The organism is Paraburkholderia sp. J69-1 (assembly GCF_905220255.1).
Taxonomy (GTDB): Bacteria; Pseudomonadota; Gammaproteobacteria; order Burkholderiales; family Burkholderiaceae; genus Paraburkholderia.
The window spans coordinates 591,755-614,263 of the sequence record NZ_CAJMZG010000001.1 but is presented as its reverse complement, the minus strand read 5'-3'; the positions used below and the strand labels follow the sequence as shown (position 1 = coordinate 614,263).

At 64.8% G+C, this 22,509-nt stretch carries 18 protein-coding genes; 11 read left to right on the top strand and 7 right to left on the bottom strand.

What is annotated here, in order from left to right; all coding sequences use genetic code 11:
* Window positions 1-176 precede the first annotated feature (176 nt).
* The 6 genes from hemF (at window position 177) to rng (ending at window position 5,118) form a co-directional block, all read left to right on the top strand.
* A complete protein-coding gene (gene hemF, locus U5A67_RS02760; protein ID WP_321814401.1) occupies window positions 177-1,130 on the top strand; it encodes an oxygen-dependent coproporphyrinogen oxidase in 954 nt (317 codons plus the stop codon).
* Window positions 1,131-1,134: 4 nt separating this feature from the next.
* On the top strand, window positions 1,135-1,869 hold the full coding sequence (locus tag U5A67_RS02755) for a nicotinate-nucleotide adenylyltransferase (protein WP_321814400.1): 735 nt from the start codon (window positions 1,135-1,137) through the stop codon (window positions 1,867-1,869).
* 2 nt (window positions 1,870-1,871) lie between these two features.
* On the top strand, window positions 1,872-2,339 hold the full coding sequence (rsfS, locus tag U5A67_RS02750) for a ribosome silencing factor (protein WP_205986175.1): 468 nt from the start codon (window positions 1,872-1,874) through the stop codon (window positions 2,337-2,339).
* A 30-nt stretch (window positions 2,340-2,369) separates the two neighbouring features.
* Complete coding sequence (rlmH, locus tag U5A67_RS02745) at window positions 2,370-2,840, top strand: 23S rRNA (pseudouridine(1915)-N(3))-methyltransferase RlmH (RefSeq protein ID WP_103701478.1); 471 nt, start codon at window positions 2,370-2,372, stop codon at window positions 2,838-2,840.
* Window positions 2,841-3,016: 176 nt separating this feature from the next.
* Window positions 3,017-3,640: a Maf family protein gene (locus tag U5A67_RS02740; RefSeq protein ID WP_205986174.1), complete on the top strand. Its 624-nt coding sequence runs from the start codon at window positions 3,017-3,019 to the stop codon at window positions 3,638-3,640.
* Window positions 3,641-3,648: 8 nt separating this feature from the next.
* A complete protein-coding gene (gene rng / locus U5A67_RS02735) occupies window positions 3,649-5,118 on the top strand; it encodes a ribonuclease G (protein WP_205986173.1) in 1,470 nt (489 codons plus the stop codon).
* Window positions 5,119-5,221: 103 nt separating this feature from the next.
* On the opposite strand, the gene U5A67_RS02730 is transcribed toward rng, so the two are convergent.
* Both U5A67_RS02730 and U5A67_RS02725 read right to left on the bottom strand, forming a co-directional pair.
* Complete coding sequence (locus tag U5A67_RS02730; RefSeq protein WP_321814399.1) at window positions 5,222-5,653, bottom strand: hypothetical protein; 432 nt, start codon at window positions 5,651-5,653, stop codon at window positions 5,222-5,224.
* 17 nt (window positions 5,654-5,670) lie between these two features.
* Window positions 5,671-6,648, bottom strand: coding sequence for a hypothetical protein (locus U5A67_RS02725; protein WP_321814398.1), 978 nt, complete (start codon window positions 6,646-6,648; stop codon window positions 5,671-5,673).
* A gap of 469 nt (window positions 6,649-7,117) precedes the next feature.
* Between U5A67_RS02725 and mnmH the strand changes: the two genes are divergently transcribed.
* A complete protein-coding gene (gene mnmH / locus U5A67_RS02720) occupies window positions 7,118-8,194 on the top strand; it encodes a tRNA 2-selenouridine(34) synthase MnmH (protein ID WP_321814397.1) in 1,077 nt (358 codons plus the stop codon).
* Window positions 8,195-8,445: 251 nt separating this feature from the next.
* On the opposite strand, the gene U5A67_RS02715 is transcribed toward mnmH, so the two are convergent.
* On the bottom strand, window positions 8,446-8,751 hold the full coding sequence (locus tag U5A67_RS02715) for a DUF4148 domain-containing protein (RefSeq protein WP_205986171.1): 306 nt from the start codon (window positions 8,749-8,751) through the stop codon (window positions 8,446-8,448).
* Window positions 8,752-8,966: 215 nt separating this feature from the next.
* Entirely contained in the window at window positions 8,967-10,067 is a 1,101-nt protein-coding gene (locus U5A67_RS02710; protein WP_321814396.1) for a glycosyltransferase family 4 protein, read from the bottom strand.
* A 265-nt stretch (window positions 10,068-10,332) separates the two neighbouring features.
* Between U5A67_RS02710 and U5A67_RS02705 the strand changes: the two genes are divergently transcribed.
* Window positions 10,333-11,598 (top strand): O-antigen ligase family protein, encoded by a 1,266-nt coding sequence (locus U5A67_RS02705; RefSeq protein WP_321814395.1) that lies wholly within the window; start codon window positions 10,333-10,335, stop codon window positions 11,596-11,598.
* Window positions 11,599-11,707: 109 nt separating this feature from the next.
* Here the strand turns inward: U5A67_RS02705 and msbA are convergent, their stop codons facing one another.
* Entirely contained in the window at window positions 11,708-13,501 is a 1,794-nt protein-coding gene (gene msbA, locus U5A67_RS02700) for a lipid A export permease/ATP-binding protein MsbA (RefSeq protein ID WP_321814394.1), read from the bottom strand.
* Between the two features lie 380 nt (window positions 13,502-13,881).
* Between msbA and U5A67_RS02695 the strand changes: the two genes are divergently transcribed.
* On the top strand, window positions 13,882-14,706 hold the full coding sequence (locus tag U5A67_RS02695; protein WP_321814393.1) for a glycosyltransferase family 2 protein: 825 nt from the start codon (window positions 13,882-13,884) through the stop codon (window positions 14,704-14,706).
* 74 nt (window positions 14,707-14,780) lie between these two features.
* On the opposite strand, the gene dnaE is transcribed toward U5A67_RS02695, so the two are convergent.
* Window positions 14,781-18,362: a DNA polymerase III subunit alpha gene (gene dnaE, locus U5A67_RS02690; protein WP_205986166.1), complete on the bottom strand. Its 3,582-nt coding sequence runs from the start codon at window positions 18,360-18,362 to the stop codon at window positions 14,781-14,783.
* A gap of 252 nt (window positions 18,363-18,614) precedes the next feature.
* Between dnaE and U5A67_RS02685 the strand changes: the two genes are divergently transcribed.
* On the top strand, window positions 18,615-19,499 hold the full coding sequence (locus tag U5A67_RS02685) for a sulfurtransferase (protein WP_321814392.1): 885 nt from the start codon (window positions 18,615-18,617) through the stop codon (window positions 19,497-19,499).
* Window positions 19,500-19,506: 7 nt separating this feature from the next.
* Window positions 19,507-20,439 carry a tRNA glutamyl-Q(34) synthetase GluQRS gene (gene gluQRS / locus U5A67_RS02680; RefSeq protein WP_321814391.1) on the top strand — a complete coding sequence of 311 codons (933 nt, stop codon included), beginning with the start codon at window positions 19,507-19,509 and terminating at the stop codon, window positions 20,437-20,439.
* 69 nt (window positions 20,440-20,508) lie between these two features.
* Here gluQRS and U5A67_RS02675 read toward each other — a convergent pair whose 3' ends face one another.
* Window positions 20,509-22,020 carry a DEAD/DEAH box helicase gene (locus tag U5A67_RS02675; RefSeq protein ID WP_205986163.1) on the bottom strand — a complete coding sequence of 504 codons (1,512 nt, stop codon included), beginning with the start codon at window positions 22,018-22,020 and terminating at the stop codon, window positions 20,509-20,511.
* Between the last annotated feature and the right edge of the window lie 489 nt (window positions 22,021-22,509).

The window sequence follows — 22,509 nt, the reverse complement described above, 5'->3', positions numbered from 1 at the left end:
CCGCTCAAGGGGCCGCGCAAAGGGCTTAACCCGCGCAGATCGGCGTAAACTTGGGCAGAACGGATACTTTTACAGCATCCGAACGCCGACTGAACCGCTCCGCGCGCGGTCTGCATTCCGAATCCGAAGTAATCCTGGCGCCGCGCCGGCTATCAGCCGCGAACGCCCTTTCATCGATGACCGAAACGATTCAAACCGCCGTGGCGCCCGCCGGTGCCACGCCTGACAGCGCCGCCGTGCGCGCCTGGCTGGCCGACCTGCAGACGCAGATCGCCGATGCGCTCGGCGCCTTCGACGGCACGCCCTTCGCCACCGACGCGTGGCAGCGCGCGCCCGGCGAAAAGCTGCGCGGCGGCGGCTGCACGCGCATCCTCGAAAACGGCCAGTTTTTCGAGCGCGCGGGCATCGGCTTTTCGGATGTGCAGGGCGACGCCCTGCCGCCTTCGGCCACGGCTGCGCGGCCCGAACTGAACGGCCGCGGTTTCGAGGCGATGGGCGTGTCGCTCGTGCTGCATCCGCGCAATCCGTACTGCCCGACCGTGCACATGAACGTGCGCATGCTGATGGCGACCAAAGCCGGCGAAGCGCCGGTGTTCTGGTTCGGCGGCGGCATGGATCTGACGCCTTATTACGGCTTCGAGGAAGACGCGCAGCACTTTCACCGCGTCTGCCGCGATGCGCTCGCGCCTTATGGCGACGATCTCTACCCGCGCTTCAAGCGCTGGTGCGACGACTACTTCTTCCTCAAGCACCGCAACGAAGCACGCGGCGTGGGCGGCATTTTCTTCGACGATTACGCCGAAGGCGGTTTCGAGCAGGCGTTCGCGATGCTGCGCAGCGTCGGCGATGGCTTTCTGAAGGCCTATCTGCCGATCATCGAGCAGCGCCGCACGCTGCCGTACGGCGAAGCCGAGCGCGAATTCCAGGCATACCGGCGCGGCCGCTATGTCGAGTTCAATCTCGTCTGGGACCGTGGCACGCATTTCGGCCTGCAAAGCGGCGGACGCACCGAATCGATCCTCATGTCGATGCCGCCGGGCGCAAGCTGGCGCTACGACTGGCAGCCCGAAGCGGGCACGCCGGAAGCGCGTCTGTACAGCGACTTCCTGCCGGTTCGCGACTGGATCTGACCCTGTGACGATCTCCTCCGCTCCCCTCGCGCGCCGTGTCGGCCTGCTCGGCGGCACCTTCGATCCGATCCACGAAGGCCATCTGGCGCTCGCGCGCCATTTCGCCCGCGTGCTCGATCTGACCGAAGTGATCCTGCTGCCCGCCGGCCAGCCCTGGCAAAAGCCCGGGGTGAGCGCGGCCGGGCATCGGCTCGCCATGACGCGTCTGGCGGCCGCCACGCTGGCCCTGCCGGGCGTGACGGTCACCGTCGACGCCGACGAGATCGAGCACGACGGCCCCACCTACACGGTGGAAACGCTGCGCCGCTGGCGCGCGAAGAATGACAGCAATGCCGCTGCCGCGCTCACGCTGCTGATGGGCGCGGATCAACTGCTGCATCTGGATTCGTGGCACGAATGGCGCGAGCTGTTCGCGCTCGCGCATCTGGGCGTGGCGAGCCGCCCCGGTTTCGATTTCGCAGCGCTGCCGCCCGCGGTGAGCGCCGCCGTGGCCACGCGCCGCGCCGACGCCGCCACGCTCGCGGCCACGCGCTGCGGCCATCTGCTGATCGACGAGACGCTGGCGCTCGACGTGTCGGCGACTGAAATCCGCCATGCGCTCGGCGCGCAGGACGCGCGGGCTGCAACGTCAGCATCAGCGACACCCACAACGACGCCTGGCGGCCTGGCCGCCGGCAAGGTCCCCGCAGCCGTGTGGGACTATATTCATCAACATCATCTGTACAGGCACCACGGGTAAATATGGACATCCGCAAACTTCAACGCACCATCGTCGACGCTCTGGAAGACGTCAAGGCGCAGGACATCCGCGTCTTCAACACGAGCCATCTGACCGAGCTGTTCGACCGCGTGATCGTCGCGAGCGGCACCTCGAACCGCCAGACCAAGGCGCTCGCTTCGAGCGTGCGCGAGGCGGTCAAGGAAGCCGGCGGCGACATCATCAGCACGGAAGGCGAAGACATCGGCGAATGGGTGCTGGTGGATTGCGGCGACGCGGTCGTCCACATCCTGCAACCGGCGCTGCGCCAGTACTACAACCTCGAAGAAATCTGGGGCGACAAGCCGGTGCGTCTGAAGCTCGCGGCCAACACGGGCTTCGCGGGCGCGCGTCCGAGCGAGCCGATGGACGAGGAAGACGAAGACGCAGAAGCGCCGGCCGAGGCGAAGAAACCCGCCCGCAAGACGGCTGCGCGCAAGAGCGCGAAGTAAGCCAGTCGCACGTTCGCACTCCCCTGCCACATGAAACTGCATATCGTCGCCGTCGGCCACAAGATGCCGGACTGGATCGCCGAAGGCTTCGAGGAGTACACGAAGCGCATGCCGCCCGAGCTGCGCATCGAGTTGCGCGAAGTGAAGCCCGAGCAGCGCTCGTCGGGCCGTTCCGCCGAAAGCGTGATGGCTGCCGAGCGCACGCGCATCGAAGCGGCCTTGCCGAAGAACGCGCGCATCGTCGCGCTCGATGAACGCGGTAAGGACTGGACCACGATGCAGCTCGCCCAGGCGCTGCCGGGCTGGCAGCAGGACGGGCGCGACGTGGCGTTCCTGATAGGCGGCGCGGACGGGCTCGATCCGCAGCTCAAGGCGCGTGCCGACACGCTGCTGCGCCTCTCCTCCCTGACCCTTCCGCATGCGATGGTGCGCGTGCTGCTCGCGGAGCAGCTTTACCGCGCCTGGACCATTACCCAGAATCACCCCTATCATCGCGTTTGAACCCGCGTCGAGTAGCGGCTGAAGCACGCATCGGGCCATGCATACCGCATCTGCGGCGTGCCGGTCCGATTCGTCGCAGCTGACGCTGCGCGCCCGCTTTCGATGCACGAGGGAGCGCCCGGGCATAAGCCGGGCGCTCATCCGAATTTCGCCTCATCAAGACGTAAAACGCCCCGATGACCCTCTCCGCGACCTATCCGTTCGTCTATCTCGCCTCGCAGAGCCCGCGCCGCCAGGAACTGCTGCAGCAGCTCGGCGTGCGTTTCGAGCTATTGCTGCCGCGTCCCGACGAAGACGCCGAAGCGCTCGAAACCGTGCTGCCCGGCGAAACCGCCGCCGTCTATGTCGAGCGCGTCTGCGCCGCCAAGGCCGATGCCGCGCGCGCGCGACTGGTGGCGGGCGCCCATGCGCACGCGCCGATCCTCACCGCCGATACCACGGTGAGCATCGACGGCCATATCCTCGGCAAGCCGCATGACGCCGCCGACGCCTTCGCCATGCTCGAACGCCTCGCCGGCCGCGAGCACGAAGTGCTCACCGCCGTGGCCGTCGTCAATGCCGAAGGCGTGTGCCTGCCCGTTGCGGTGTCGCGCTCGCACGTGCGCTTCGCGGCCGCGCTGCCCGCGGCGATCGCGCGCTACGTGGCGAGCAACGAACCGTTCGGCAAGGCCGGCGCATATGGCATCCAGGGCCGCGCTGCCGAATTCATCGAGCGAATCGACGGGTCCTATTCGGGTATCATGGGTTTGCCACTTTTTGAAACGGCCGCCCTCTTGCGCGCCGCGGGCATCGACTTCTAAAACCAATCATGAACGAAGAAATCCTGATCAACGTCACGCCTCAGGAGACGCGTGTTGCGTTGGTCCAGCAAGGCGCAGTACAGGAGCTTCACGTCGAGCGCACGCAGTCGCGCGGACGCGTCGGCAACGTGTATCTCGGCAAGGTCGTGCGCGTGCTGCCCGGCATGCAGTCGGCCTTTATCGACATCGGTCTCGAACGCGCCGCGTTCCTCCATGTGGCCGATATCTGGCATCCGCGTCTCGCGGGCGAGCCGCACACGGCGGCTCATCATCAGCCGATCGAAAAGACCGTCTTCGAAGGCCAGACGCTGATGGTGCAGGTCGTGAAAGACCCGATCGGCACCAAGGGCGCAAGGCTCTCCACGCAGGTGAGCATCGCGGGCCGCACGCTCGTGTATCTGCCGCAGGAGCCGCATATCGGCATCTCGCAGAAGATCGAGAGCGAGGCCGAGCGCGAAGCCGTGCGCGCGCGTCTGACCGCCGTGCTGCCCGCCGACGAGAAAGGCGGCTACATCGTGCGCACGATCGCCGAAGACGCCACGAGCGAAGAACTGGGCGCCGATGTCGCCTATCTGCGCAAGACGTGGGCGACGATACTCGCGCAGGCGCAGCGCCTGCCCGCGACCAGCCTGCTCTACCAGGATCTGAATCTGGGTCAGCGCGTGCTGCGCGATTTCGTCAACGACGAGACCACGCGCATCCAGATCGATTCGCGCGAAACGTTCCAGAAACTCACGGATTTCGCGCGCGAATTCACGCCTGCGGTGTCGCCCAAGCTGCATCACTACACGGGCGAGCGGCCGCTGTTCGACCTCTACAACATCGAGGCCGAAATCCAGCGCGCGCTGTCGCGCCGTGTCGATCTGAAATCGGGCGGCTATCTGGTGATCGACCAGACCGAGGCGATGACGACCATCGACGTGAACACGGGCGGTTACGTGGGCGCGCGCAATTTCGACGACACGATCTTCAAGACCAATCTCGAAGCGGCGCATACGATCGCGCGCCAGTTGCGGCTGCGCAACCTGGGCGGCGTGATCATCATCGACTTCATCGATATGGAGAACCTGGAGCATCGCGACCAGGTGCTCGGCGAGCTGAAGAAAGCGCTCTCGCGCGATCGCACGCGCGTGACCGTGAACGGTTTCTCGCAGCTCGGTCTGGTTGAGATGACGCGCAAGCGCACGCGCGAATCGCTCGCGCATGTGCTGTGCGAGCCGTGCCCGACGTGTCTGGGCAAGGGCCAGGTGAAGACCTCGCGGACCGTGTGCTACGACGTGTTGCGCGAAATCCTGCGCGAGTCGCGACAGTTCAATCCGCGCGAGTTCCGCGTGGTGGCGTCGCAGCAGGTGATCGATCTGTTCCTCGAAGAGGAATCGCAGCATCTGGCCATGTTGATCGACTTTATCGGCAAGCCGGTTTCGCTGCAGGTGGAGTCGAATTTGAGTCAGGAGCAGTACGACATTGTGCTGATGTAGGGATCGCGTGGGATCAGCACGAATCGGTTGAGTGGCCGGAAGCCCCGCTAGCCGGAGCGCCCGGCCACTCCGAAGGCCTCGACTCCCATGCATTCGCCCCGGTTTACACCTTCAGTGAAATCGACTCGCAGAGCACGGCCATTTCTGCGCCGCACGACGGCTCCAATACGAACAGAACGCGATGGCCCGCTGCCAGATCACGGACGCACTCCTCGCCATTCTGTTCGCTGATCGCTACGCCTGTTGCATCGTCGCGACTATTCATCCACTGAAGCCACGTGCGAACTTCGGTCAGCGAAAACGCATAGCGTGGCGATATCAGGAGCCTCGACGCGACATTCTGGCCAGCGAAATCAATCAGGCGTTGACGTAGCACACCAGAAAATTGAAATAGCGCCACGTCACCGCCGACCCGGCGGAAACGAAGTTCGAGGGAACGCGCACCAGGATCGTGTTCGATACCGCATAACTCTGCGTCGTGAAAGCTGGGAAATTCAGCAATGCCTTGAATATCGGCAAATGTGCCGGTGACCATACAAGCTCCAATAGCGCTTACGGTAATAGAGAAAAGGGAAGCCCGGAACCGCGCGCTCCATCGCTCCAGTTGTGCGCGTGAGGGTTTCCCTGCCCGTGGTCGTGGTCAAAATCGAAGTCAACAAGCGGCTGGCGGTCGCCTCCATACATTCGCATCTGGCCACTTCCGGGGTTCGTGTACCACGTCCCTGGTTCACCCTCGTTGGGTGTCTTTGCGATGTCGAAAGAATCGCCGCCCAGTGATTCGCCGCCACCATATTCGAACACTTCAGCAGCGTCGAAAGGCGTTGATGCGTCACCGCTATCATCGCTGATGAAGCCAAGCCCCGAATCGTCGATGCCGCGTGGAGCTGTCTCTGCCGCAGCCCTTACCGCAGCCTCCACCGCCCCCAGGCAGTCAAACGCTCCGCCCCCCGCGCTGGTGGCACTGCTCGCCTCTGCTGCAGCCCTTACCTTGATCGGCACGTATGGCGTGTGGTCGACAAAAGATCCGTCTGCATTGAGCGGGATGAGCTGACCATTGCGCACCCCGTAGACAATCGGCTTCGGGTCTGGCAGCCGCTTCGGCCAGCTTTGCGGCCCGTACGGACGGGAAACCCGCCGGGTACCCCGCCAGGCAAAGTTGATCGACGGAACGAGCCGACCGTCACGCACCGCATCACGGAGGATGCGCGTCACACCTTCGCCATCGACCGGGGCCGCCAGGCCCGAAATGCGCAAGTGCTCAGTGATAAATGCGGCATAGGCCCTGAAATCGCTACAAGAGCATGCAGCGTCACGGCTTGTGGAAACCCGGAACAGTTGGTCGAAGGTGCGCCGGTCCTGTTCGATCTGTTCCTCGCGTTCCTTGCGCTTTCTCTGGCGTTCATCGTAAGACAAGCTCCACCACGCGGTGGGCTCGTTTACCTCTTGAGCCGGTACGAGCGAGCATTGCCAGTCGCTCGTCAACGGTACGTGCAGGGCGTTGTACGACCGCCCCCATTCCGGAAACGACATGTCTCCTCCGGTTCAATCTTCCGTGCGTATATCTAGCACGCGTTCGCGTGTCGCAATTTGCGATCAACCCGGGTTCACACGATTCAATGCTAAACGCATGAGCGGTCGAGGTTTTGCGGGATGAGCGCACGCCGTGCCGCAGTCGTACGCGCGCAGGACGGGGATTGCCGCCGCGTTCGTCAGGGATGAATACTCAAGTACGGGGAGAATTTGAAGTGGAGCGGCTCGCCCGCTTGTGTAGCGGTTCACCTTTGGCTTATCAGCCTGTGCGTTCAGTCAGTGTGTATCATCCCGTATTCACGCCATCGGCCCTCGAATGAGTAGCCAGGCGGCGGCTTGTGGCGAGATTTTTAACCCGAGCAATTCCAGCAGCTTGATTTTTAAGCGCTTCTCAAGAGAAATCGGAGCAGTACGACATCGTGCTGATGTAAATCACGCACCCCGTCCCTGCCCCACCGGAGTACCGCAGTTGAATCACCAGCGCGTCACCCTGTCCCAGCTCGGCGAATTCGACGAAGTCGTCGACGTGCGCACGCCGCTCGAATTTGCCGAAGATCACATCCCCGGCGCCATCAACGCGCCGGTCCTCAGCAACGAGGAGCGTGTGATCGTCGGGACGCTTTACAAGCAGTCGCCGTTCGACGCCACGCGCGTGGGCGCGGCCCTCGCCGCGCGCAATATCGCGAGACATCTCGACACCACCTTCGCCGACCGGCCGCGCAACTGGCGCCCGCTCATCTATTGCTGGCGCGGCGGCAAGCGCTCCGGTTCGATGACGGCGATGTTCAACATGATCGGCTGGCGCGCGCGGCAGCTCGAAGGCGGCTACAAGGCGTATCGCGGCAGTGTGCTCGAAGCGCTCGATGCCTTGCCGAAGCAGTATCGCTATATCGTGCTGACCGGCCCCACGGGCAGCGGCAAGACGCGTCTGCTGCACGCGCTCGGCCAGGCTGGCGCGCAGACGCTCGATCTGGAAGCGCTCGCCGCGCATCGCGGTTCGCTGCTCGGGGCGCTGCCCTCGCGCGCGCAGCCGCCGCAAAAAGCCTTCGATACCTCGCTCGTGCAGCAGTTTCACGCGTTCGACGCGGCGCGGCCGGTGTTCGTCGAGGCGGAAAGCCGGCGCATCGGCGCGATCACCTTGCCGATCACGCTGGTCGAAGGTCTGCACGGCGCGCCTTGCGTGGTCGTGCAGGTGGCGCAGGAGGAGCGCGTGGCGCTGCTGCTGGAGGAATACGGTCATCTGCTCGCCGAGCGCGAGTACTTCCGCGAGCAGTTGCTCAAGCTCACGCCGCTGCATGGGCGCGAGCGCATCGCGTCGTGGTGCCAGTTGCTCGACGAAGACCGGCGCGCGGAGCTGTCCGAAGCGCTGGTGACGCAGCACTACGATCCCGCCTACACGCGCAGCACGCGCAAGCATTTCGCCGCGCTCGAACGCTCGCCGCGCTTCACCTTCCATCCGATGTCGGCCGATCCGCTCGACGAGGCGCGTGCCCTGCTCGCACAACTCGAAGGCGTCGATCTGACGGCAACCACCGCGCAGCCGTAAGCCGCCGCGCAAAATGCACGAAGGCCGCCAGCAAACTGCCAGGCGGCCTTCAGGAAAAAGCGCCCGGACACCCATTCCGTGCCCGGGCGAAACCATCGGCGAACCGACGGTGGAGGTATCTTTCGATGCGGCCGGCGCTCTGAGCTTTCAGGCACTCGCCTGACGCCGCCAGCCGCTCTCCAGTTCACTACGCGTTGCGCTGCCCTCCCGCGGCGCGACGCGTTACTTCTTGCGCTTGAACGCTCAGGCGCTTAGCGCGTGTACATCGCGTTCCAGTCTTGCTGCGACACCGTAGCGCCGCGCACACCCGATTCCGACGCATTCGCGACACCGCCGTAGGCGCTGTTGCCGTTACGCGCGGCAACCTTGGCTTCGGCGGCCTGAATCGCTTCCGGGTAGTGCACCTGGTCGCCGTCACCGACGTGGTAACCGACCTGTTCGAGCTGGACCAGCTCGGCGCGCACCTGGGCGCGGGTGACGGGGGCTTGCTGTGCGAACGAAGCGACGGGAACGACGAGGGCAGCGGCAACGGCAACGGCTTGAATCAGGGACTTCATGGTAACGACCTCCAGTTTGGACTAGACGGCCGACGTGCGACGGTATGTGCATGCGACCGATGTACGCATCGTAGGCTTATCGATCACTAGGGTTAACCCCTAAGACTGGACTAGACTCTTCCAGACTTCGGAAAGATCGCTGAAACCTTTACTGGATGGGCGTTACAGAAGGGGCAGATGACGAGCGCGCCCGGATAACCCGGGCGCAACCGCGGTTATCGTGACGAAGCGATGTCCGCCGCGACGACCGCTTTGACCTCATCCGCGAGGTCGAGCAGCGCATCGACGTGGGCGGCCACGCTCGCGTCGTAGCGCACGGCCGGATGCGCGCCGCCGGCCACCGCCGGGCCAGCGATACGACGCCCGCGCGCGGCCACTGCCGTTTCGAGCGTGCGGCGCAGATCGGCCGCGTCATCGGGACGGAACACGTATTTGGCGTGATCGTCGATGGCATCGCAGCAACCGATATTCGACGAAAAGATCACCGGCGTGCCGCACATCACCGACTCGATGCCGACCAGGCCAAACGGCTCGTATTTAGAAGCGAGGATCGTGTAATCGGCGGCGCGATAGGCGTTTTCGAGATCCTTCACATAGCCGATGTAGCGCACGTGTTCGCTGGTGCGCTCGGGCGGACGCCCGGCCACCGCCACGACCACCGGCAGATCGAGCGCTTCCACCACGGTCTGGATCAGCGGCAAGCCCTTGCGCGCATGGCTGCTCGACGGAAACAGCAGCACCGTTTCATGCTCGCCAAAGCCGTATTGCTTGCGCAGCGCCGCGCGCGCGTTGGCGTCTACGGGCGAAAAACGCGCGCCGTCGACCGGCGGACACAGCACGCGGATCTTCGCGTCGTCCACGCCGTAGAGTTCGAGGAGTTCTTCGCGCATGAGCGCAGAATGCGCGACGATCACGCGCGATTGCGCATATTGGCGGCTTTCGAGTTCGATCTGGCGCTGATCAGACCCGCGCAGCGCACGCTGCGTCGCGCGCAAGAAACCCCGATGCGTGCCGCCGCAAATCGCCACCTCCGACGAATCGACCCGGTTGCAGCCGATCAGCACGTCCACGCCCGCGCGGCGGCGCAGCGCGGCGAGGCGCCACGAGAACCAGCGGTCGCGCAACTTGCCGGGCAGCAGCGAAACATTGATGCGATGGGGCTCGATCAACGCGTATTCGGCAAGCGACGGATCGAATTTGCGGGCGAAGAACGCCGGGCGCATCTGGCGAGCGGCCAGGCCCTGAACGAGGTCCATCGCATAGCGTTCCAGGCCGCCGCTATGTTTGAGCGCGTTTGCAGAAATACCAACCTTCATGAACCGTCCGACATGTCATTTTTTGTGCAGGAATCGCGTGGGGCCGATTATATCGTCCGCGATTCGCGCGATACCGTTGGAAAGTTCGCGTAATGCCCGCGGGGCGGGGCTTTCCCGGAGCGTCCTGCCGGGCCGGAAGGGCCTCCGGTATAATCGGCCGACCTTGGGCATGAGAGCGTTCATCCCTGCCCGCACGGCGCCAATGGCGCCCGCCGGCTACATCGACACAACAAACTGACTGCCCGTCCGTTTCGCGCCGGCCGACATGAATCAAGATACAACGACTTCCCTGCGCCGCCTGGCTCCCTTTGTTTCCCTACTGCTGATTCTCGGTCCCGCCACCAACCTGGTCTGGCGCGGCGGCACGGGTTACGCCTTTTTCCTGCTGCTCGCGCTTGCGCTCTGGGGCCTCTACGCGTTCCGGCGCACACCCGGCTACTTCGCGCCGTGGCGCGAATACGGCTGGTACACCGCCGCCATGCTCGTGCCGATCGCCGTGATCGTGCTGCAGCAGGCCCTGATGCGCTACTGGGCGCCGCACCAGTTCGACGCGCTGTCGCGCTTCACGCTCGCGCTGCCGATCTTCCTGCTGCTCAGCCGCGTGCCGTCGCGCTATCTCACGGCAATCGGCTGGGGCTGCGCGTTCGGCGCGCTGGCCGCGAGCGCCTGGGTGATCATCGACCGTCCGGTGGGCGGCTGGAGCGAGACCGAGCGCCTGACCAATTCCTACACGAACGCCATTCCGTTCGGCGATACGGCCCTGCTGCTGGCCTTCCTCGCAATTTTCACGTTCGGCTGGGACCGCAAGGCGCGCCCGCTCGCGCTCGCCGTCAAGCTGGTCGCGCTGGTCGCGGGCGGCTTCGTGTCCTATCTCTCGGGCACGCGCGGCGGCTGGATCGCGATTCCGGTCTTCATGCTGCTGCTGGGCGTCCAGTACGGCTGGTTCGCGCACTGGAAGCGCGTGGTGGTGGCCGTGGCGCTGCTGGCTGCGTTCATCGGTGCGCTGCTGTCGACGGATCGCATCCAGCACCGTATCGCTGATGCCGATGCCGACGTCGCGCTCATGCAGCGCGGCGACAAGAACACTTCGGTCGGTCTGCGCCTGCAGCTCTGGAGCGCGTCGATCCACCTGTTCGAGCGCCATCCGGTCTATGGCGTCGGCAAGGGTCATCTCGAAGCGGCGCTGGGCGACCTCGCGAATCGCGGCGAAGCGAGCCACGACATCGTCAACGAGCGCGCGCACAGCGACTTTTTCTCGGCCATCGCGGAAATGGGGACGATGGGTGCGCTGAGCCTGCTGACGATCTACTTCGGCACTTCGCTGCACTTCTGGCGCGCGCGCCGCGACAGCGACACCGTGATCCGCACGGCCGCGTGCAGCGGTCTCGCGGTCTCGTTCAGCACGATCCTGTTCGGCCTGACGATCGACGTGCTGGTGCCGATCCAGGTCGTCGTGCTGGTCTCGCTGCTCACCGTGACGTTCCTCGCGATCATCGTTTCGCGCCGTCGCGAGATTGCCGCCGGTATTTGATGCACCGCTGAGCCCCACCGCACACTCGTTGCACGCGCCATAAGAAAACGGCCCATCGCGTCAGACGCGATGGGCCGTTGTGCTTTGTAGCGCCGCAGCGCCGCTGCGATCAAGCCGCGCTTTGCTGGAACTGGATCTTATGCAGATGCGCGTAGAGGCCGCGCTGTTCGAGCAGTTGCTGGTGCGAGCCGCGCTCGGCGATGCGCCCGGCTTCCATCACGAGGATGCGGTCGGCACGCTCGATGGTGGACAGACGGTGCGCGATCACGAGCGTCGTGCGGCCCTTCATCAGCGTTTCGAGCGCTGCCTGCACATGGCGCTCCGATTCCGAATCCAGCGCCGAGGTCGCTTCGTCCAGGATCAGGATCGGCGCGTCCTTGTAGATCGCGCGCGCGATCGCCAGACGCTGGCGCTGACCGCCCGAGAGCTTCATGCCGTTATCGCCGACCATCGTGTTGAGGCCGTCGGGCAGCGCCGCGATCGTGTCCCACAGGTTGGCCGCGCGCAATGCGCGTTCGACGCGTTCGAGATCGGCCGTCTCGCCATAGGCGACGTTGTTCGCGACCGTGTCGTTGAAGAGCGTGACGTCCTGGCTGACCATCGCGATCTGGCTGCGCAGCGCATGGATGTCGTACTCGGACACCGGCACGCCGTCGACCAGAATCTGGCCGCCGCTCGGATCGAAAAAGCGCGGCAGCAGGTTCACGAGCGTGGTCTTGCCGCTACCGGACGGGCCCGCCAGCGCGATCATCTCGCCCGGCGCGGCCGTGAAATACACGCTCTCCAGAATCGGACGCCCTTCCGGCCCATAGGCGAACGAGACATCGCGGAACTCGATTTCACCGCGCGCGCGTTCGAGCGGCTTGCCGCCGCCGGCCGGTTCGGCCGGTTCGTCGATCAGGCCGAAGATCAGCTCGGCGGCCGTCATGCCGCGCTGCAGCGGCTGGTTCACGTCGATCAGGTGCTTGAGCGGCGAGATCACGAGCAGCATCGCCGTGACGAAGGACACGAAGCCGCCCACCGTGGTCTGATCGTGCGACGCCTGCACCACCGCGATCGTCACCACGATCGCCAGCGCGATCGAGGCGAGGAACTGCGTGATCGGCTGGGCCAGACCGCCGGACACCGTCATGCGCATCTGATAGCCGCGCAGGCGCTTGCTCAGTTCGGTGAAACGGTTGATCTCGTACTGCTCGCCGTTGTGCACCTTGACCACCTTGTAGCCGCCCACCGTCTCTTCGACGATGTACGACAGGTCGTTGGTCAGCAACTGGTAATCGCGGTTCAGGCGGCGCAGGCGGCGGTTGATCTTGCTGACGAGCCAGCCGATCGCCGGCAGCAGCACCGCCACGATCAGCGTGAGACGCCAGTTCAGGATGAACAGATAGCCGAGCAGGAAGATCACGGTGAGCGAGTCGCGCACCGAGGTCACCAGCACGGACATCAGCACGTTCAGGATCTGGTTGACCTCGAACACGATGGCGTTGATGACCGTGCTCGCCGTCTCGCGCTGGAAGAAGCCGACGCTCGCGTGAATCATGCGCTCGAACATCTTCAGGCGCAGTTCCAGCAGGATCTTGTTCGAGACGTACTGCAGCAGATAGCCGGAGGCGTACTGCGCCAGGCCGCGCACCAGCGAAAGGCCGATCACGGCGACCGGCACGATCCAGGTCGCGTTCGTGCTGCCCTTGGTGCCGAAACCGTGGTCGAGCAGCGGCTTGAGCAGCGCGGGAATGCCGGCTTCGGTGGCGGCCACGATGGCCAGCGTGCCGATAGCAGCGATCGAGACCCAGATAAGCGGCTTGAGATACGGCCACAGCCTGCGGCCGACCGAGCCCGGGTTCGAGGCCTGGCCATCGCCGATCGGCTTGCTGAGGGTGGATTGTCGGGGCTTCTCGCTCAAGGAATCCTCTGGAAAGCGTGTTCTGAAATCGGCCGCAGCAACGTCAGGAGAACGCTGCGGCAGCGCGGTACGCATTGTATACGGTCGGCGCGGCGGCCCGCTCGATCCATCAGACAGGCTGCGGGCACGCTGCTTTCTACTGCTTGCCGCTGCTTTCCGTCCCTTGCAGCGCCTTCCGGTCTGTTACCCGTCGTGCATGGTCTAGAATACGCACCTCTGCGCGCCTGGCCTGCCAGGTTGAGCAATACACCGTCAGAATAAGCAATCAATACACGAAGAATCCGCGCGATGGGTCGGTAAAAACCGACAATCGGTCAGCCGTCGATCGACGCTCGAACCGCTCGCGCCGGCTCTTCGGCATCAGAACAGGCGCACATTTCATGTCCGACGGACTTTCTCCGACACGCCCGGGCCCCGACGCCCACGGCACGCCGCCCGCCACGCTTTCCGTGATCGTGGTCGCGATGAACGAGGCGCACGACATTCGCGATTGCCTCGAATCGGTACGCGGACTGGCGCTGGAAGCCATCGTATTCGACTCCGGCAGCACCGACGGCACGCCCGATCTGTGCCGCGAACTCGGTGCGCGCGTTTTCGAAACCGACTGGCCGGGCGACGGCCCGCAAAAGAATCGCGCGCTCGCCGAAGCACGCGGCGACTGGGTCATCTGCCTCGACGCCGACGAACGCCTGAGCCCGGAACTGCGCAAGGAAATTGCCGCGATTCTGGCCAAAGGCACGCCGCACAACGCCTTCAGCACGCCGCGCCGTTCGAGCTTTTGCGGGCGCTTCATGAACCATTCGGGCTGGTGGCCCGACCGTATCGAGCGTCTGTTCCGGCGCGGCAGCGCGCGTTTCACCGATGTGCGCACGCATACGCATCTGGAAATCGACGGCACGATCGGCCGCCTCGACGGCCCGATCATCCATATCTCGATGCCCGATCTGCACGAAGCGCTGGAAAAGACCAACGCCTATTCGAGCGCCGGCGCGCTGACGATGGCCGAAGCCGGCAAGCGCTCGTCGCTGGCGAAGGCGCTGGGCAAAGGCTTCTGGGCGTTTTTCCGCACGTGGGTGATACGCGCGGGTTTCCTCGATGGCGCCGAAGGGCTGATGCTCGCGATCAACAACGCCGAAACGACCTACTACCGCTATGCCAAGCTCGCGCTGCTCACGCGCGACGGCAAAGTGGCGAAGAAGCGATAAAGCTCGCCTCACGATAAAAAACGGGCGACCTCAGCGAGGCCGCCCGTTTTGCTTTGCTGCTCGCGCAATAACGATCAGTAGACGATTTCGATCGCGCTGCCGGCAAACTCGCCGCGCAATGCGGCCAGCAGATCGTCGGTGGGCTTGACGCGCCAGGCGTCGCCCAGACGCACTTCGCCTTCCGCGCGCTCGTTGCGATAAACGATCTGCACGGCGAGGCCATTCGGAATCACGACCTGTTCGCGCTCGCGGCCACGGCCACCGCCGAATCCACCACCACCGCCATCGCGGCCGCCGCGCCCACGCGTTTCCATCACCGGCGCGGGCAGCGAATCGTCAGGTTTGGCGCGATGCGCTTCGAGCACCGTGCGCAGCGCGCCGGCATCGGCGTTACCGTTCATCTGCACTTTCACGGCCTGCGCGTAGCGGCTGCGCGCGCGCTCCAGATCCATCACGGTATCGACGGTAAAGCGGATGCCGCCCGTGAACGCGTCGTTGCGCGCGCCACCTTGCACGACCAGCAGCTCGTCTTCCTTGAAGAGCGCCTTGTGCGCCTCGAACTGCTCGTTGAACACCGTCACTTCGCACTGGCCGGTGCCGTCGTCGAGCAGCGCGATCAGCATCTTGCCGCGCTGGGTCATCTGCGTGCGCAGCGAAGCGATCACGCCCGCTACCAGCTTGTCGCGCCCTTCCTTGAGTTCGCCGATCTTCTGGCGCACGAAGCGGCGCACTTCGCCCTTGTAGGCATCGAACAGGTGGCCGGACAGATAAAAGCCCAGCGCGCCCTTCTCTTCCTGCAGCTTGCGCTTTTCTTCCCACGCCGGTTCGTCGACGAGTTCGTGCGCGGCCAGCGGCGCATCGCCCATGTCGAACAGACCCGCCTGCATGGCGTTGGCGCTCGCCTGATCGGCGGCTTCCATCGCCATCGGCACGGACGCGATCAACTGCGCGCGATTCGCGTGGATCGTGTCGAACGCGCCCGCGCGGATCATCGCTTCGACCGTGCGGCGGTTCACCAGACGACGGTCGATGCGCTCGCAGAAGTCGAACAGGTCCTTGAACAGACCGCCTTCCTTGCGTGCGCGCAGAATTTCTTCGATGGCGTTCTGGCCGCTGCCCTTGATCGCGCCCAGACCGTAGCGGATCGTGCGCGAGCGCTTGCCTTCGGCCACGTGGGAATCGGCAACCGGCTCGAAGCGATACGCCGACGCGTTGACGTCCGGCGGCAGCACCTTGAGGTTGTTGGTCGCGCAGTCTTCGAACAGGATCTTGACCTTGTCGGTGTCGTCCATGGCGAGCGACATATTCGCCGCCATGAATTCGGCCGGATGGTGCGCCTTGAGCCATGCCGTGTGATACGCGAGCAAGGCGTACGCGGCCGCGTGCGACTTGTTGAAGCCGTAGCCCGCGAACTTTTCCATCAAGTCGAAGGTTTCGTCGGCTTTCTCGCGCGTGAGGCCGTTCTTCGCCGCGCCTTCCGCGAAAATTTCGCGGTGCTTGGCCATTTCCTCGGGCTTTTTCTTACCCATCGCGCGACGCAGCAAGTCGGCGCCGCCCAGCGAGTAGCCGCCGATGATCTGCGCCATCTGCATCACCTGCTCCTGATAGACCATGATGCCGTAGGTCTCTTTCAGAACAGGTTCGACGCGCGGGTCCGGGTACTCCACCACTTCGCGGCCGTGCTTACGCGCGCAGAAGCTCGGAATCAGATCCATCGGGCCCGGACGATACAAGGCCACCAGCGCGATGATGTCCTCGAAGCGGTCAGGCTGCGCGTCCTTGAGCATGCCCTGCATGCCGCGGCTTTCCAGCTGGAACACGGCGACCGTATTCGCTTTCTTGAGGATCTGGAACGACGGCGCGTCGTCGAGCGGCACCTGGGCGAGCGACCAGTCCTGCTTCGACGGATCGAGCATGCGGATATAGCGCTCGGCCCAGTCGAGAATCGTCAGCGTGGTCAGACCCAGAAAGTCGAACTTGACGAGGCCGACGGCTTCCACGTCGTCCTTGTCGTACTGGCTCACGACGCCGCTTTCGTCGCCCTGCGTATAGAGCGGGCAGAAATCGGTGAGCTTGCCCGGCGCGATCAGCACGCCGCCCGCGTGCATGCCCACGTTACGCGTGAGACCTTCCACGAGCTGCGCGAGATCGAGCAGCTGGTGCACTTCGTCTTCGTTGTCGTAACGCTCCTGCAGCAGCGGCTCTTCCTTCATCGCGTCGGCGATGGTGACGTGCTTGCCCGGCTTGAACGGAATCAGCTTGGCCACGCCATCGGTGAACATGTAGCCGAGATCGAGCACGCGGCCGATGTCGCGCACCGCCGCCTTCGCGGCCATGGTGCCGAAGGTCGCGATCTGCGAGACGGCGTCGGCGCCGTACTTGTCCTTCACGTACTGAATGACGCGGTCGCGCCCGTGCTGGCAGAAGTCGATGTCGAAGTCGGGCATCGAGACGCGTTCCGGATTCAGGAAACGCTCGAACAGCAGGTTATAGCGCAGCGGGTCCAGATCGGTAATGCCCAGCGCGTACGCGACCAGCGAGCCCGCGCCCGAACCCCGGCCAGGGCCCACCGGCACGCCGTTGTTCTTCGCCCAGTTGATGAAGTCCGCAACGATCAGGAAGTAGCCCGGGAAGCCCATCTTGATGATGGTGCCGCACTCGAATTCCAGACGTTCGTTGTAGCGCGCGCGTTCGTTCTCGCGTTCGGCTTCGTTCGGATAAAGCTGAACGAGGCGGCTTTCCAGCCCTTCCTTCGACAGTTGCACGAGGTAGTCGTCGAGCGACATGCCGTCGGGCGTCGGGAAGAGCGGCAGCTTGGGCTTGCCGAGTTCGAGCGTGAGATTGCAGCGCTTGGCGATTTCGATGGTGTTCGCGATCGCCGAGGGAATGTCCGCGAACAGCGCGGCCATTTCTTCCTGGGTGTGAAAACGCTGCTCGGTCGTGAAGCGCTTCTGGCGGCGCGGATTGGCGAGCATGTCGCCTTCCGAAATACAGACGCGCGCTTCGTGCGCGGTGTATTCCTCGTGCGTCATGAACTGCATCGGGTGCGTGGCGACCACCGGCAGCTTCAGTTCCGCCGCGATCGCGACCGCCTGCTCGATGTACTGCTCGCCGCCCGGCTGGCCGCAGCGTTGCAGTTCGATGTAGTAAGCGTTCGGGAACAGCTTCGCCCAGCGCTGCGCGTGGCGCTTCGCGCTTTCGACGTTGCCCGCCGCGAGCGCGAGGCCCACGTCGCCCTGCTGCGCGCCCGAGAGCGCGAGCAGACCTTCGCCGAGGCTGCCTTCGAGCCAGGCGGTGTCGATTTCCGCGCGGCCGCGATATTGATTCGTGAGCCACGCCTTGGACAGCAGCTCGCACAGATTCAGGTAGCCGACCTTGTCCTTCACGAGCAGCAGCAGGCGCGAAGGTTTGTCGCGGTCGTCCGGATTCATGATCCAGACGTCGCAGCCGGCAATGGGTTTGACCCCTTTGCCACGGGCTTCTGAATAAAAACGGACGAGGCCGAATGCGTTGCTCAGGTCGGTGAGCGCGAGCGCGCCCTGACCGTCTTTGGCCGCGGCCTTGACGAGGTCGTCGAGGCGCACGATGCCATCGGCAATCGAGAATTCGGAGTGGACGCGGAGATGGACGAAGCGAGGATCTGACATGGGCGACATTGTACCTCTACGGTCCGGCGTTTTTCGCCGCTGCGGGCAGTCGCAAAATGGGGCTTCGACGCCGCTTTCCTGCGTGCTTTCGCCTGGATGCGGCTGGCGCGCGAGCTTGCGCGCCGTCAGCACCACGCGACACTTCGGCCGGCGAGACAACGTGCTCCAGACGCCTCGCCGCCAGGTTGAGGGATAATAGCGGATTGCGCCCGCCTCACTGACTGCGGGCCCGTCCGAATCAGCTTTGAGTGTTTGTTGGCCATGCGTATCCTCAACCTTTCCTCCTACCAGTTCGCGACGCTGGAGAAGACCGCCGAATGGCGTCCGCTCGTGCTCGCGCGCTGCAATGAACTCGATCTGCGGGGCACGATCCTGCTCGCGCCCGAGGGCATCAACCTGTTTGTCGCGGGCGACGAGCCCAACGTGCGCGCCTTCATGGACTTCGTGCGTACCGACCCGCTTTTCGAAGGCAAGTTCGCCACGCTGCAGTTCAAGGAAAGCTTCTCGGAAGATCGCCCGTTCAATCGCATGCTCGTGCGTCTGAAGCGCGAAATCATCACCATGAAGAAGCCGGCGATCCGTCCCGAAGAAGGCCGCGCGCCGTCGGTCGCGCCGGTCGTGCTCAAGGAATGGCTCGATCGCGGTTTCGACGACCAGGGCCGTCCGGTCGTCATGCTCGACACGCGTAACGACTTCGAAATCGACCTCGGCACCTTCGACCAGGCGCTCGATTACCGTCTGACGAAATTCAGCGAATTCCCGGGCGTGATCGAAGCCAATCGCGCCGATCTCGAAGGCAAGACCGTGGTGTCGTTCTGCACCGGCGGCATTCGCTGCGAAAAGGCCGCGATCCACATGAAGGAAGTGGGGATCGAGCATGTTTATCAGCTCGAAGGCGGCATTCTCAAGTACTTCGAAGAAGTGGGCGGCGCGCATTACAACGGCGACTGCTTCGTGTTCGACCAGCGCACCGCGCTGAATCCGCAACTCGAACCCACCGGCACGGTGCAGTGCTTCGCCTGCCGCGCCGTCGTCACGGAGGCTGAACAGGCCTCGCCGCTTTACGAAGTGGGCAAGAGCTGCCCGGCGTGCCATCCGGCGCGCGCGCAGGCAACGGACACGGCCGCAGCGGCGCACGCCGCGTAACACGCGCGTGAGCGCCACCGCTTCCGGCTACCGCGGGCGCTTCGCGCCCTCGCCTACCGGCCCTTTGCATTTCGGCTCGCTGGTTTCGGCGCTGGCCAGCTGGCTCGACGCGCGCGCGCATGACGGCGCGTGGCTCGTGCGTATCGAGGATATCGACGGTCCGCGCACGGTGCCCGGCGCGGCCGAAGACATTCTCGCCACGCTGGAGCGCTTCGGCTTTCACGCCGATGAACCGCCCGTCTGGCAAAGCCAGCGCACCGGTCTGTATCGCGAGGCGCTCGACGCCTTGATCGCTTCGGGTCACGTCTATCCGTGCGGCTGCACGCGCAAGGAAATCGCCGATTCGCAACTGCACGCGCACCGGCGCCACGCCACGCTGATCTATCCCGGCACCTGCCGCAGCGGCCTGCACGGCAAAACCGCGCGCGCCTGGCGCTTGCGCGTGCCAGACGACACACTGGCGGATGCGCCCGCGAGCGCAGAAAACCCCGCGCTGATCCATTTCGCCGATCGCTGGCAAGGCCCGCAGCAACAGGATCTTTCCACCGAAGTCGGCGATTTCGTGCTGCTGCGCGCCGATGGCCAGTGGGCGTATCAACTGGCCGTGGTCGTGGACGATGCCGCGCAAGACATCACCCACGTGGTACGCGGCGCCGATCTGCTCGACTCCACCGCGCGCCAGATCTGGCTGCAACAGTGCCTGAAGGCGCCCGCCTTGACGTATCTGCACGTGCCGGTCGTCACCGCCGCCGATGGCGAAAAACTCTCGAAGCAAAACGGTGCGCAGGCGCTGGATGCGGCACACCCGCTCGACGCGCTGCTCGCGGCCGCAAAACATCTGGGGCTCGATCTGGCCGATCCCGCGCCGGCAACGCTCGAAGCGTTTCAGGCCGGGGCGATCGACGCCTGGAAGCGGCGTCTCGCCCAGCTACCCGCATAAAGATCGCGGGCATAAAAAAACGGCCTGCCGGGTTTTCACCCCGCACGCCGTTTTTACGTCGCGATCGTCTTATTCCGACGACGAAGACGAATTCGGCTTGTTACGCCACGACGAACCCAGACCGCCCAGCAGCGCGGCCAGCGGCTGCTTCGACTTCTGCGGCGCGGCGGCCGGCTCGGCATGGTTATCGGCCTTGCTGCGCGCGTTCGGCGACGGCTCGTAGGGCTTCAGGAAGAAGTCGTCGACGGGCTGCGAACGATGGTGATGCGGACGCTCGAAGCTACCGGTGCGACGATGGCCGCGCTCGGCACGCTCGCTGCGTTCACCGCGCGCTTCGCGCTCGCCACGGCCTTCGCGGCCTTCGTGCGCATCGCGCTCGCGGCGGCGGCTGCCGCCTTCGTGATGCGTCACCGGCGTATCGACGACCAGATGCTCGATCGTCAGCGGGCGCTTGATCAGCTTTTCGATATCGGCGAGCTGCTTCTTTTCGTTCGGGCTGCACAGCGACAGCGCGTCGCCGGTGGCGCCCGCGCGGCCCGTACGGCCGATGCGGTGCACGTAGTCTTCGGCGTTGAACGGCAGGTCGAAGTTGATGACGGCCGGCAGTTCGGCGATGTCGAGACCGCGCGCGGCCACGTCGGTGGCGACCAGCGCTTCGATCTCGCCGCGCTTGAACGCGTCCAGCGCCTGCATACGCTCGTTCTGCGAACGGTCGCCGTGAATCGCGGCGGCGACGATGCCCGACTTCTCGATCTGGCGCGCGAGACGGCTCGCGCCGATCTTGCTGTTACAGAACACGATCACCTGCTTCAGACCGCGCGAGCGAATCAGTTGCACGACCGCGCCGGTCTTGTCGCCTTCCGCGACTTCATAAACGATCTGCGTGACGTTCGCGTTCGTCGAGTTGCTGCGCGCGACTTCGATGGTCTGCGGCGTGCGCAGATACGTGGCGGCGAGCTTCTTGATTTCCGGCGAGAACGTGGCCGAGAACAGCAGCGTCTGACGCTCCTTCGGCAGCAGGTTCAGGATGCGCTGCAGGTCCGGCAGGAAGCCCATGTCCAGCATGCGGTCGGCTTCGTCGAGCACGAGCATCTGCACCTGGCCGAGGTTCGTGGTCTTCTGCTGGACGTGGTCGAGCAGACGGCCCGGCGTCGCGATCAGGATTTCCACGCCGCGGCGCAGTTCTTCCGATTGCGGATTCATGTCGACGCCGCCGAACACCACGGCGCTGCGCAGCGCGGTGTGCTGCGCGTAGGTGCGCACGTTGTTGGCGACCTGGTCGGCCAGTTCGCGCGTCGGCGTGAGGATCAGCGCGCGCACCGGATGGCGGGCGGGCGATGCGCTCGTGCTCGCCATCGGCAGCAGGCGTTGCAGGATCGGCAGCGAGAAGCTCGCCGTCTTGCCGGTGCCGGTCTGGGCGGCGCCCATCACGTCACGGCCCGTGAGGACCACGGGAATGGCCTGCGCCTGGATGGGCGTGGGCGTCGTGTAGCCCTGCTCCTGGATCGCCTTGAGGATGTCGGGCGCGAGGCCGAACTGATCGAAGGTCACAGTGCTGGGCTTGACGTCGGTGTCGGACATGGTGGGTTTCGCTATAAAGGCGCTAGGCGCACGAGGCGCCATGCGCCTCAAATAATCACTGCGGGACTGCGGTTGTGCTGGCAGAGGCTGCGTGGGCGCAGCTTCCTTCTGCCCGGCATTGCCCGGCGCGCCCGGTTTGACCGGTCACGGCGGACAGCTTGTGGAACGGTCCGCTTACGCGGACTGGCGCCGTATGGCACCGACTGGTGGCGTCTGGTGCGGGGTGCGCTGGCGGTACGCCGCGCTCGACCCGTCCTGGCTCACCAAGGCTCGTTCCCTTATTTACGCGCGGGCACGCGTTTCGAAAGGCGCGCGCCTGGCTGCGTGGCGGCCCGTGCTCGCTGGCCCGGCCGCTGGATTCGATGCTCGTTGCTGACTGCTTTCCGCTCGGGTTTTGCGCAGGCGCAATCCGGCGAAAGGCCAGTATTGTAGCACCTCGGCATAAATCCCTATGGCCGCACGGACGCGCTTCTGCAACAGCGCGCGGCG